Annotated in this window: 7 protein-coding genes; all 7 read left to right on the top strand. The window is 67.6% G+C overall.

The annotated features are described in order from the left end of the window. The first annotated feature begins 56 nt into the window (after nucleotides 1-56). The 7 genes from LLH23_21820 to LLH23_21850 all read left to right on the top strand — a co-directional run bounded on the left by LLH23_21820 (nucleotide 57) and on the right by LLH23_21850 (nucleotide 12,898). Nucleotides 57-2,390 (top strand): DUF4982 domain-containing protein, encoded by a 2,334-nt coding sequence (locus LLH23_21820; protein MCE5241110.1) that lies wholly within the window; start codon nucleotides 57-59, stop codon nucleotides 2,388-2,390. A 144-nt stretch (nucleotides 2,391-2,534) separates the two neighbouring features. Then, a complete protein-coding gene (locus LLH23_21825; protein ID MCE5241111.1) occupies nucleotides 2,535-4,898 on the top strand; it encodes a hypothetical protein in 2,364 nt (787 codons plus the stop codon). A 198-nt stretch (nucleotides 4,899-5,096) separates the two neighbouring features. Further along, a complete protein-coding gene (locus tag LLH23_21830; protein MCE5241112.1) occupies nucleotides 5,097-6,065 on the top strand; it encodes a hypothetical protein in 969 nt (322 codons plus the stop codon). A gap of 23 nt (nucleotides 6,066-6,088) precedes the next feature. After that, nucleotides 6,089-7,132, top strand: a complete 1,044-nt coding sequence (locus tag LLH23_21835) for a Gfo/Idh/MocA family oxidoreductase (protein ID MCE5241113.1) — start codon at nucleotides 6,089-6,091, stop codon at nucleotides 7,130-7,132. Between the two features lie 713 nt (nucleotides 7,133-7,845). Next, nucleotides 7,846-8,124 carry a helix-turn-helix domain-containing protein gene (locus LLH23_21840; GenBank protein ID MCE5241114.1) on the top strand — a complete coding sequence of 93 codons (279 nt, stop codon included), beginning with the start codon at nucleotides 7,846-7,848 and terminating at the stop codon, nucleotides 8,122-8,124. Next, nucleotides 8,121-8,405, top strand: a complete 285-nt coding sequence (locus tag LLH23_21845) for a type II toxin-antitoxin system RelE/ParE family toxin (GenBank protein MCE5241115.1) — start codon at nucleotides 8,121-8,123, stop codon at nucleotides 8,403-8,405. Before LLH23_21840 ends, LLH23_21845 begins: the two co-directional genes overlap by 4 nt. 128 nt (nucleotides 8,406-8,533) lie before the next feature. Beyond that, nucleotides 8,534-12,898 carry a hypothetical protein gene (locus tag LLH23_21850; protein ID MCE5241116.1) on the top strand — a complete coding sequence of 1,455 codons (4,365 nt, stop codon included), beginning with the start codon at nucleotides 8,534-8,536 and terminating at the stop codon, nucleotides 12,896-12,898. Nucleotides 12,899-12,988 lie beyond the last annotated feature (90 nt).

Raw genomic sequence — 12,988 nt, forward strand, 5'->3', positions numbered from 1 at the left:
GGGGCCCGCCGCACACGACGCGGCACCCGCACCCTATCCGGACAGGAGAGCCAACCATGAACAACCTCCGCACCCGCCTGCTGATGGACCCCGGCTGGCGCTTTCAACTCGGCGACCTGCAGACCGGCCCGGCGATCAACCATGCCGACACCTACGGCTCGGTCAAGGCCGGCAAGGCCGGCGGCCCGGCCGCGCCGGACTCCGATGACAGCGGCTGGCGCACGCTGGACCTGCCCCACGACTTCGTGGTCGAGCAGCCCTTCGACCCGGCCGGCAATGTCAGTCACGGCTTCAAGAACGGCGCGGTCGGCTGGTACCGCAAGAGCTTCGACCTGCCCGCCGAAGACCTCGGCCAGCGCCTGTGGGTGGAGTTCGACGGAGTCTTCCGCAACTGCACGGTGTGGCTCAACGGCTACATCCTGGGCACGCACGAGAGCGGCTACACCAGCTTCCACTGCGACATCACGGACGCGGCCAACTACGGCGGGCGCAACGTGCTCGTCGTGCGGGTGGACGCGACGGCGTTCGAGGGCTGGTGGTACGAGGGCGGGGGCATCTACCGGCATGTGTGGCTCAGCAAGATGGCGCCCGTGCACGTCGGCCACTGGGGCGTGTTCGCCTCGCCGGCGCTGAACGACGACTTCTCCATAGCCCGGGTGGACCTGACGACGACTGTCGTCAACGACGGCCCGACTGACAGTGTGGCGACTATCACCTCCACGATCATCGCCCCGAACGGGCAGGCAGTCGGCGCGGCTACGGTCGAGCAGGCGCTGCCGGCCGGCACGAGTGCCGAGGTGCCCCAGGCCGTCAACGTCGCCGCGCCCGTGCTGTGGGACCTCACCAACCCGGCGCTGTATCGCGTGGAAACGACTGTCGCGACCGGTGGCCTGTGCGATGCGGTCAGCACGCCCTTCGGCATCCGCCACCTCCGCTTCGACCCCGAACAGGGCTTCATGCTCAACGGCCGCGTGGTGAAGCTGCAGGGGACGTGCAACCACCAGGACCATGCCGGCGTGGGCATCGCCGTGCCGGACGCCGTGCAGCGCTACCGCGTCCAGCGGCTGCAGGCGATGGGCAGCAACGCCTACCGCTGCGCCCACAACCCGCCGGCCGCCGAGTTGCTCGACGCCTGCGACGAGCTGGGGATGCTGGTGATGGACGAGAGCCGGCATCTGTCCAGCGCGCCGTGGAACATGGCCGACCTGGAGAGCATGATCCGCCGCGACCGCAACCACCCCTGCATCATCATGTGGAGCATGGCCAACGAGGAGCCCGCCCAGAGCACCGAGGAGGGCACGCGCATCGTCCGTAGCATGATCGCGCGCACCAAGCGACTCGACCCCACGCGCCCGACCATCACCGCCATGCACGGCAACTGGGGCGGGCCGTTCTCGCTGGCGCACGACCTACAGGGCTGCAACTACAGCTTCGGCAACTTCGACGAATACCACCAGTCGCACCCCGAGCACCCGATCCTGGGCAGCGAGCAGTCCAGCGCCCTGACCACCCGCGGCATCTACCAGACCGACGCGGCGCAGGGCGTCATGAGCGCCTATGATGTGAATGCCCCCGGCTGGGGCGCCACGGCCGAGGCCGCCTGGAAGCCCATCGCCGACCGGTCCTTCATGGCGGGCACGTTCATCTGGACGGGCTTTGACTACCGCGGTGAGCCGACGCCGTACGAGTGGCCATGCATCAGCTCCCACTTCGGCATCATGGACACCTGCGGCTACCCCAAGGACAACTTCTACTACTACCGCGCCCGCTGGTCCGGTGAGGTCGTGCTGCACCTGCTGCCCCACTGGAACTGGCCGGGCCGCGAGGGCGAGACGATCCCCGTCTGGGCGCACACGAACTGCGAGGAAGTGGAGCTGTTCCTGAACGGGGAGAGCCTCGGCCGCCGCAAGCTGGTGCCCAACAGCCACCTGGAGTGGGACGTGCCCTATGAGCCGGGCGTGCTGCGGGCGACGGGTATCCAGGGCGGCGCGGAGATCGCGACCGCGACCGTCGAGACAACGGGTCCGGCGCACGAGTTGCGTCTGACGCCCCACCTGCCGTCCGTCGCCGCCGACGGTGAGGACGTATGCGTCATCACCTGCTCGGTCCACGACGCCGAGGGCCGCGTGATGCCGGTTGCCGATGACCACGTCACCTTCAGCGTGAGTGACAGCGCCACCATCCTCGGTGTCGGCAACGGCGACCCGACCTCCAAGGAAGATGACCGCGCGAACCACCGCCGGGCCTTCAACGGCCTGTGCCAGGTGCTCGTGCAGTCCAAGCGCGAGGCGGCCGCAACCATCACCGTGACGGCGACCGCGCCGGGGTTATTGCCGGCGACGCTACAGATCGAGGCCAGGGCGGTGACGCCCAGACCGTACGTGCCGTAAGGCGCCACTCCCCGGTACGCCCGACACTCTGGTCGGGCGCATGACACGCCGGTACGCCCGACACTCTTGTCGGGCGCATGACACCCATCTCGCCCGACAGGAGTGTCGGGCGTACCATCCCCGCCGGGCACGGAAGGTGGTCCTATGCGCACGGCACCACTCGCTCTGTTCCTCCTGGCCTCCGCCGCGCTGGCCCAGGCGCCGGCGCCAATCAGGATCGCTGACACCGACGCGATCCCGTTCAACCAGCGACACGAAACGAAGGTCAGCCTCCCTGCCGTGCCTGCCGGGTACCGGGTGCTGCTGCATTTCCTGGGCCGCATCCAGAACGAGCGCCCCGCCGGCTCGGCGAACATGATCCGCACGGTGTTCAACGGCAAGCTGCTCGGCCGCGACCGCCTGGCGAACAAGGACAACGAGCTGCAGATGGCCAATGGCACCATGGGCCACTGGTTCGACGGCTCAGCCTGGCGGCTGCTGTACAGCCCCGACTTCACCCAGTGCGACGGCCCCTCGGACACCTTCTACGCCATTCTCACCGGCAAGGCCTACGAGTTCGAGCTCGACCTCACCGACCTCGTCCAGCCGGGCGAGAACACCCTCCTGCTGCAGCACGCGTGGCAAACGCAGTTCGCCGACGTGGTGCTCAAGGACGTGTCCATCGTCTTCCGCAAGCCCGAGGAGCTGTACAGCAAGCCGGGCGTGAAGCCGGTGGCCCCGACGGGCCCGCTGCCCACCATCGCGCCCCGAGCCCCACAGCCAGTCAACCCGCGCGTCTCCCTCGGCCCCGGTGGCGGCATCATCGTCAGCGCGGGTGGGCAGACGTACCGGGTCGAGAGTGACCTCACCTACCCCGGGGGGCACAACGCCATGGCACGTGCAAGTGGGGACGCGCCGGGCCATGCGAGTTGGCGGACGAGTGTGGTGGACGCCACCCACGCCCGCGCGGCGTGCCAGTGGTATGAGGTCCAGCGCGCGGTCCAGGCCGGCCCGTCGTGCGTGGATGTCAGCGACACCATCGCCAACCTGACCGATCAGGATATCGGCCTCATCATCCAGCACACCGTCCAGTTCGTCCCGGCGAAGGCCCGGGAGTTCCGCGTCGGCGGCCTGAAGCCCGTGCTGAGCAAGTACCGTGGCGGCGGCGGGGGCAACCCCACGACCTTTGTGGACCTCGGCAACCACTCCGTGGCCCTGATGCCCCGCGACGACATCTTCCGCGTGCACTGTGTCAACTTCTACGAACCCGGCCGCCTCGGCATCGAGGAGCACTACTTCGCCCTGCCGCCCCGGGGCTCGTACACCCTCCGCTGGTCCGTCTTCCCCGGCGCAACGGGCAGCTACTGGGACTTCATCAACACCGCCCGCCGCGTGCTGGACGTGAACTTCACCCTCGACGGCTGCTTCGGCTTCTCGCACTGGGCGCTGTTCATGAAGGGCATCACCCCCGAGGCCGCCGGCGAGTGGTGCCGCAACCGCAGTCTCAAGTACGTCAGCAACGTGAACGCCTCGGACCTGGGCCTGTATGTGCAGGGCACCCACAACTTCATGCCGCAGGTACGCAAGCAGCTCGAAGAGATCCGCGACATCAGCAACACCATCAAGCAGGGCTGCCCGGGCAGCAAGAGCATGAACTACTTCCACTGCTACATCAGCAGCGAGCCGGGCGCGGCGGCGCAGTACCCCGACTCCATCGCTCGCGACGCTGGCGGCAAGCAGCTCGATTACACCGATCCCCGCTACCCGATCTTCGTCCCCACGCTGACGAACTCGTACGGCAAGGCGATGGAGAAGCTGCTGAGCCTCTGGCTCGATGACCTCAAGTTCGACGGCATCTACTGGGACGAGTTCGCGTACTCCAAGAGCCAACTCCTGTACGACTGGCCGGAGTGGGACGGCCACAGCGCGCTCATCAACGAGGCGACCGGCGAGATCGCGAGAAGGGTCTCCTTCCAGACGCTGATCTCGCAGCCGTGGCGCCTGGCGATGGTCAAGCGCCTCCTGGACCGTGGGGCCCCGCTCATCGCCAACGGCGAGCCGCTGACCGAAACCGAGATGCAGGTCCACTTCCCGCACTTCGTGGAGACCGGCAATCAGGCGGCGCTGTACGACACGCACCTGTTCAGCCCCGTGGGCCTCAGCGACAGCATGACCGAGCAGAAGCCCGAGGACTTCGCCCGCAACATGCGCAAGCACCTGGACTACGGCTGCGTCTATTACTACTACCACTTCAACCCGCCCATGCCACACCCGATGCTGACGGCGTACATGTACCCGATCACGCCGGTGGAGTTGCACGAGGGGTACATCATCGGCAAGGAGCGCCTCCTCACCAACCGCGCCGGGGTCTACGGCTGGGGCGACAGGAGCAAGCACGAGGTGCACGTCTTTGACGAAAAGGGCGACCCGGTCCCGCGGTTCGCCGCCCCGGCCCTGACGAAGAACGGGGCGGCATGGACGGAGCTACGGCTGCCGGAGGGCTACACGGCGGCGATTGTGAGGAAGTAGTAACCGGCCACATGGTGCAGAAGCAAGGGCAGCAGGTGCAAGTGGACGATCTGGTCAAGCGAGGAAGAGGTATTCCACATAGACTGAATCCTCGTCTCAGACAGCTCGGTCAAGTTCACTTGCGGTCGTTCGACGTGGCGCGAGCACGCCTGGAAAGGGAAGGGGAGCCCCATGCCAACTGCGGAGCAGACGGTCCCGATGAGACGCCGCATCAGCTGGGTCATGGTCGTCGGTGTGGTGGTCGTCGTAGCTGTAGTGATTGGCGCGGTCGTGTTTGTTCCAGGATGGCGTGACGATCGGGCCTTTGCGGCGGCCCAGGGAACTCAGGCAGCAGGCGACCCGGCCCGTGCCGCTGAGGCCTACCAACAGTACCTCAGACGGTTCCCTGCCCCAAAGGGACGTCACTTCGGCGAGGCGGAGGCGGCGTTGGAGAGTATGAAGGAGGAGAAGGCCCGCGAGGCCCATGAAGCGGCAACGGCGGCGGTACGAGGTAGTCTTAGGAGCGGCCTCTCCGTCGTCCTTTCTTCACACGACTACGAGGGGGTACGATCACAACTACGCGAGAAGGTCAGACAGAGCCCGGGTGACCTGGCGTCCCTGCTGCAGCTTGCGCTTCTGGCTTGGGGCATCGACCGCTTCGATCGGGGTGCGTATGAGGAATCTGAACGGTGCATTGAGGCGATAGGCCCGGGCAAGCCAGAGAGCGACATTGCCAAGGAGATACACTTCCACAACTTCGATCACTGGTGTGTGGATTTCCTCACGCCTCGATCTGCGCTGGGCTCCATGTTCGCACGGCTGAAGACGCCCTACCGGGAGGGTCCCGCGACACTGCGGCCAAGTGGCCGGAACGAGGTGACTGTGGAGGGGGCGAACATGCAGGTTGTGCAGGGAATGCCGACGGTCAAGGCCGGACAACGTCTGAGGTTCACATCCGACGGCACCCTTGATGCGGTCCTGGACGCGAGCGGGAAGACCGTCTGGCGCGTGTCGGGGAGCGGCGGCCGGGAATGGGTGTGCCTTGACGCGGAAGGGCGGAAGCACAAGTGTGTCGCGCCCATGATGACGGGGAAGGTGGTCTGCATATCGCTTGAAGAGATCGCGCAGTCACGGAAGTCCATCCTGGATACGCAGTACAAGCCCTCATATCTCAGACAGTCACAGTGATATCTGCTCAAGGAGAGACCACCATGGCCAGGAAGATCCGCGTGGGCGTCATCCGCTGTGACACGCACGGCTACTACTTCGGCTGCCAGATGGGCTATGAGGACCTCGACCCCGCCGGCCTGGTCCAACACGACTACATCGTCGCCCACTACTACCAGAACATCTACAACCCGTGGGACCTGGAGAAGCTGCCCAGGGTCCCCGGGATGCAGATCACCGCGTGCTACGACGCCGAGCGCGAGCGGGCCGAGCAGTTCTCACAGACCTTCCGCGGCAAGCCTGTCGTCTGCGACACGGTCGAGGACATGATCCCGCTCCTTGACGCCGTCTTCATCTCCGACTGCGATGGCGGCGGCGGCGATCACCTCAAGCTGGCCACGCCCTTCCTGAAGGCCGGGGTGCCCACGTTCGTGGACAAGCCCTTCGCCAGCACGCTCAAGGACGCCCGCGCGCTCGTGAAGCTGGCCGAGAAGCACGGCACGCCGCTGTACAACTCTTCCATCCTCACGGTCGTTCCCGCGGCGGACATGTTCAAGTCGCGCTTCGTCGAGATCGGCGACGCCACCGTTGGGGTCATCAAGGGCGTCGGCGGGGCCTTCAGCCAGGAGAACCTCGGCACGCGGGACTTCGGGGGCATCGAGGACCGACTGGCGTATCTCATCCACGGCGTGGCCCTGGCGCTGAACCTGTTCGGCAGCGACGTGGACTTCGTGGAGTGCATGGGCACGCTGCCGCTGGAGTACCTGCACCTGCACATGAAGTCCGGCAAGGAAGTGATGATCCTCAACACGAGTGTGGAGCACTTCCCGGAGCGCTGCAACTTCTACGCGGCCGGCTACAGCGCCCAGGGCGCGATCGCGAGCAACCCCATCGGCGACTTCGAGTTCATCTACGGTGGCCAGCGCATCCTCCAGAACTTCAAGCAGATGATCCAGACCGGCAAGCCCCCGCGCAGCTATGATGACATCGTCTTCCACATCGCCGTCATCGAGGCCGCCCAGATCGCCCAGCAGACCGGGCGGCAGGTGCGGGTGGCGGATGTGCTGCGGGGCAGAGACGGGCTGTAGACTAGCGGGGTGAGCAAGCGCGGGAAACGACGACCACTACGGAGGAGTCACGTGAGTCGGCCCATCTGGATGAGGGTATTGCTGCAGCCACTCTTGTCAGTGGCGTTGTACTGCTTGGTTCTTCCACCACTGGCAGTGCTCCAAGCTCGGTCTTTTCTCCCACTCCACAACGGGTTGGCACACATTGGGTACACGAGGACTGCCTTTGAGGTCTGCGCCATGATGGAGGCAGCCCTTGTCTATGCTCTGGTAGGTGCACTGGCGGCGTCGGTGACCTGGCTTGCTGTGCGCACACCGTGGGACTCGCTGGGTGCGTGCGTCATCCTGTTGTTGCCCGTGCTGGCTGGCGCGGTCGCTCTCTCCTCAGTGACAGCCCATACCGCCTACCAATGGTGGGATGTGGGTGCCGTAGCCTCCACAGTGATGGGGCTGTTCGCGGGGAGCGCGGTGGTTGCTTGGCTGCTGCAGAGGCGAATGGGCTGCCTCCTGGCCGCTGCACCGCCCGTTCGTGAGTAGCGCCGGAGGCGCGACGCATGCTGGCCCAGCCCATCAGGGCTCGGAAGGCGTGGCGCCTGCGCGGTCTGCATCCCCTCCTCAACGGGACGTCGCGGGAGGGAGCAATGCGGACCACACAGGTGAGACCCGGGCTTGTACCACACGGACTAACACAGTATAATACAGTCCTGTGCAGTCAAACACAGGAGCTTGCAGTCATGCCTCAGCTCATGACCGTGGACGAAACCGCGCGCCTACTGCGCATCCATCCCGAGACCCTGCGCGAGCGTGCTCGCCAGGGCAAGATACCGGCCACCAAGCTCGGCCGCCAGTGGCGGTTCGTCAGGGAGCAGCTTGACGCCTGGCTCGACCAGGGCGCCGACCTGCCCACATCCAGCGAGGACTGGGCCCTGATCGCCATTGCCGAAGAGCGCATGGCGCAACCGGGCCGCCGTCTGCGCCCCTTTGCTGAGTTCCTGGCCGAGCTGGAGCAATGAGGTTCCAGATACTCATTGATGAGGCGGCGGAGCGCGACTACCGGGGGCTGCCGCCGGACATGCGTGAGCGCGTCAAGCAGCGCATCTTCGCGCTCGGAGACGACCCTCTGCCCGGCAACGCCGCGCAACTGCGGTCCGACCTGCGGGGCCTGTGTCGCGTACGTGTGGGTGACTACCGCATCGTGTACGAAGTGGACATGCCCGCCCGGACGCTGACGATCATCGCCATCGCCGACCGTCGTGATGTCTACGACACAGCCCGACGCCGCCGCCCGTCGTGACCCAACCCCCCGCTGCTCCCCCCTCCGGCCCATGCAGACTCCCCTCTCCACTCGGCTGTTGACACCGCCCCTAATCGTTGCCATAATCGCCCTGCTTGAACGTTCAACTTGACCACGGGAGCACTCCCATGACACGCGCCGGGATCCTGCTGAGCCTCAGCCTGCTGGTCAGTCTTGTCGTGGTGGGGGTGTCGCTGGCCGGGGCGCAACCGGTGCAGCCGCCCGTCAACCTCCTGCCGAACCCCTCCTTCGAGCAGCCACAAGCGAACTCCGCGGAGTTGGCCGCCAACTGGGCCCCGTACCAGTGCGGCTACACCCGCACCCGCGAGCGCAGCTATGCCCCGGACATCTCGGGCGCCTGGAGCCTGCGCATTGCCGGCGCCGGCCAGGCCGATGAGAAGGGCATCGGGGGCTGCAACACGGGCCTGAGTCAGGGCCTGCCCGCCCACGGCGCCTTCGCCGCGACCAACAGCATCTACGTCGCCGCGTACACCCAGGGCGCCATCTACGGCGCCTACGTCACCGCCGGCTACGCCGACGGCACCGAGAGGATCTTCAGCTTCCAGCTCAGCGACGCCCAGATCAAGGCCAACCTGGGCCACTGGAAGACCTACCGCCTCGCCTTCACCACCGACCCGCAGAAGAAGCTGAAGACGCTCAGCTACTGGTGCCTCGTGTGGGCAAGGGGCCAGCAGAAGTTCATCGGCACGGTGTACTTCGACGATGTGGAGCTGCGACAGGTCGGAAGCGGCGAGGAGGGAGCGGCCCTGCTCCCTTTTGCCCTCGCCTCGCACACCCCGACGCCTCCCCGTGTGGATGGTGTGATGGACGACGAGTGCTGGCGGCGCTCACCTGAGCTGTCGCCGTTCTTGCTCAGTGGCGGGGCCGAGGCGGCCACGGAGCAGACCCGGGCCCGACTCGCCTACGACGAGGGCCACCTGTACCTCTGCCTCGAGTGCTGTGAAAGCGTCCTCGACCCGGTGCTGCAGAAGCGCGCCGCCTTCAAGGCCGAGCAGACCGCCCACGACTCCAACGTCTTCTCCGACGACGTCGTCGAGCTGTTCCTGCAGCCCTCTCCGGACCAGCCGGTCTACTACCACCTCGCGGTCAACAGCCGCGGCGCCGTCTACGACGCCCACTGCCAGGCCGAGGGTATCTTCGACAAGGCCTGGGATTCGGGCGCGCAGGCCCAGGCCCGTGTCGGCGACAAGTCGTGGACGCTGGAGATCGCCATCCCGCGCGACCGGCTGGGAGCCGCGGACTTCGGTTCGGCGGGCTGCTGGCGGGTGAACCTGTGCCGCGAGGAGAAGCCGGCGGTCGAGAACTCCTGCTGGTCGCCCACCGGCGGTCCCTTCCACACGCCTGCCCGCTTCGGCGTGCTGGGCTTCGGTTCGCCCTCGGTCAGCGCCGGCAGCGTGGACCTGGGCGCCCTGCGCAAGGGCACCAGCCGTGTGCAACTCACAGTCAGCAACGCCACCCCCGAGGCGCACGTGGTGAGCGTCGCGGCGGCCGTGGTCGGGACGAACCCGGTCAGCGAGATCGGCCGGGCCATGGCCCGCGTCGAGCCGGGCCAGAGCGCGACCATCCCTGTCGAGTACACCGCCACCTCGGGCGAGGGCGCACTGCGCTATGAGATCGTCCAGGACGGACGCCTGGTGCTCCTCTCTCCCGGCTATCCGCTGCAGTCCGACAGCCCCTTCATCGCCTGTGTCAGCGTGCTGGGCAAGAACCAGTGCCATGTCGCGACCGGCTTCAGCGTCGCCGAGGGCGAGCCCCTCGTCCTGCCCCTGGTGCTGCCAGCCAGCTTCGAGGAGGCCGGGTTCCGCGACGCGCAGGTGACGCTGGAAGTGCCGGAGTTCCTGCGCCTCGTGAGTCCGCTAGGCGTCCCGCGGCGCTTCCCCGCGCCCCTGCGCGTGCAGGAGGAGACCATCTCGCGCGAGGGGCAGCCGTACCGCCGCCTCGTGCTGGACTTCGGCCCCGCGAGCGTGACCTATGCCGCGGCGCGCGAGCAGCGCGAGTATGTCGAGAACCCCCTGGTCTTCCGCGCCGAGTACGTCGGCCGGCCGGACACGCCCCCGTCGTACGTCGTGGCGTATGAGATGCGCCTCAACGGGCAGAGCAAGGCCGAGGGCGCTGTGCCGCTGACGCTGCTCCCGCCCCTGGCGCGCAAGTCGCCGCGCCAACTCGTCGTCTGCAACTGGCCCTGCGGCAGCACCTACTACAACGGCTTCTTCGGCCGCCTCAGCCTCGCCGAGCAGGAGGCCATCTTCGACTCGTGGACCCGGACGGGCTTCAACAGCTACAGCCACGCCGGCAGCCTCGCCAAACGCTATGAGGAGCTGGGCCTCAAAACAGCGTTGGGTCTGCCTGGCACGCTCGACGGCCTCTGCGCCAGCGTCCCCGAGGTCTCGGCCTACCTGCGTGCCCATCCCGAGTTCCAGGACGCCAACGGCGCGGGCAAGGCGCTGCCCGGCGTGGTGTCGCCGGCCTACCTGCTGACCCCCGACTGCCCGGTGCGGCCCCTGATCGGCGGCTTCGTCGCCAAGGCAGCCGGGCAGTACCCCGTACTGAGCTGGGACTACGAGGTGCCGGTGGCCCGACCGGAGTCCATCGGCTTCGGCCCGCACAACCTCGCGGCCTTCCGGCAGTTCGCGCGGATCGCCGACACCGTGGCCCTCACGCCCGAGGCGGTCCTGCGCGACTACCGCCCCCAGTGGATAGACTTCCGCTGCCGCCAGAACGCCGGGGTCGTCAAGCTGCTGCAAGACAGCGTCAAGGCCGCCAACCCGAAGTGCGAGTTCTTCGTCTACAGCGGCTACCAGGGCGCCCACACCCAGGAGACCTACGGGATCAACTGGGAGTACGTCGCGCCCTATCTCGACCAGGCCTGGTGCGGCTACGGTCGCCCCGTGCAGGAGACGCAGGACACGCTGCGGGCCCTGCAGGGCAAGCCGCTGGTGGGCGGGGAGTTGGCCTGGCTCGGCGATGGCCATCCCTACGACCAGGACGGCACTGAGCTCAACCTGCTGCGCCGCCTCACCGACTGCGCCGGCGGTGTCATGGTCTACTATGACTGGCTGGTGGACGGACGCTTCTACACCGGCCTCTCCCGCACCGCCGCCGTTGCCGCAGACTTCGAGCCCTTCTTCCGCGACGGCCGCCGCGATGACTCCCTCGCCACGGTCCAGGCCGGCGGCGAGGGCAATGTCGTCGTCTACACCCGCGGCGCCGAGCGGCTGGTCTTCCTCTTCGGTGCGGGCAAGGGGATGCAGGACTTCCGCGTGCAGGTGAAGGGCCTGCCCGTCGGGGCCGTCGGCCTGGACTACTGGGACAAGCAGCCGGTCGCCGTGTCCCCGCTGCTGACCGCCAGCGTCCCGGCCAACGGCGTCAAGATCATCCACGTCAGGCCGTCCGCCGGCACGGCCGTCCCCGCCGCGCCGCGGCTGGTGAGCCCGACGCAGGGGACCGTGTCCGACCGGCGCCCGCTGCTGGTGTGGGATCAGGACGGCGGGGCCGACTGCCGCTACCGGGTGGAGGTGTCGGAGAGCCGCGCCTTCCCGCCGGCGAGCACGCTGTGCGCCGCCGACCTGGCGACGAACACGCACGTCCTCGCCGAGCCGCTCACCGAAGACGGGACGTTCTTCTGGCGCGTGCGGGCCCAGGACGCCCTCAGCGGCAAGCAGAGCGCCTGGTCGCCGGTCGGCCAGTTCACCCTCGGCATCCTGGGAGTGGCGGTGGAGCCCACCGTCTTCTCCCCCAACGGCGACGGTCGCTATGATGCCGTGACGCTGCAGGCCGAGCTGCGCCAGGCAGCGCCCTGGAAGGTCGTCGTCGCCGACGCGACCGGCAAGACCGTGAAGACCGTCACCGGCCAGGGCGCGCGGCTGACGGCCTCCTGGGATGGGCGGGACAGCGCGGGCCAGCCGGCCGCGGAGGGCAAGTACGAGTTACGCCTGACCGTGAAGGGTCGGCAGATCGCTGCCCGGACCATCGAGCTGAACCGCCGCTTCGGCGTCCCGAACCCGGACCTGGAACGCTGGTGCTTCTGGCGCCCGCAGGCTCTGCCCGGCGGTGCGACCGAGATGGACTACCACACTCCGGCCGGTAAGGCTTCGTACTCGCTGCTGCTCACCGGCGCCGACCCGGAGGCGAGGGCCTACTGGTCCAACTACCGCAGCGGCACCGAAATCCCGATCACGGCGGGCAAGACCTACACCTTCAGCGGCCTCGTGCGGACCGACCTGCCCGCCGGCGCCGAGGCGTCAATCCGCCTGCACTTCTTCACCAGGGACGACCGCTGGGCAGCCATCCCCGGCCTGACCGAGGAGTGGGAGGGCGTCGCCGCGCCCCTGCAGGGCAAGCAGGATTGGACGCGGCTGACAGTGTCCTGTCAGGCCCCCGCCAATGCGGCGAAGGCCGTGCTGTTCTTCTCGCTCAAGGGCCAGGGCCGCGCCTGGATGAGCGCGGCGGAGTTCGGGGAGAGCCGGAAGTAGGGGTCACCGCTGCCCAGGAGCCGAACCGGCCCTTGACAGCAGGCCCGAACACGGCTATAAGTACGCTGCTTTAACGTTCAACCTAGCTCT

The sequence above is a fragment of the bacterium genome, from assembly GCA_021372615.1.
In the GTDB taxonomy this organism is placed as follows: domain Bacteria; phylum Armatimonadota; class Zipacnadia; order Zipacnadales; family UBA11051; genus JAJFUB01.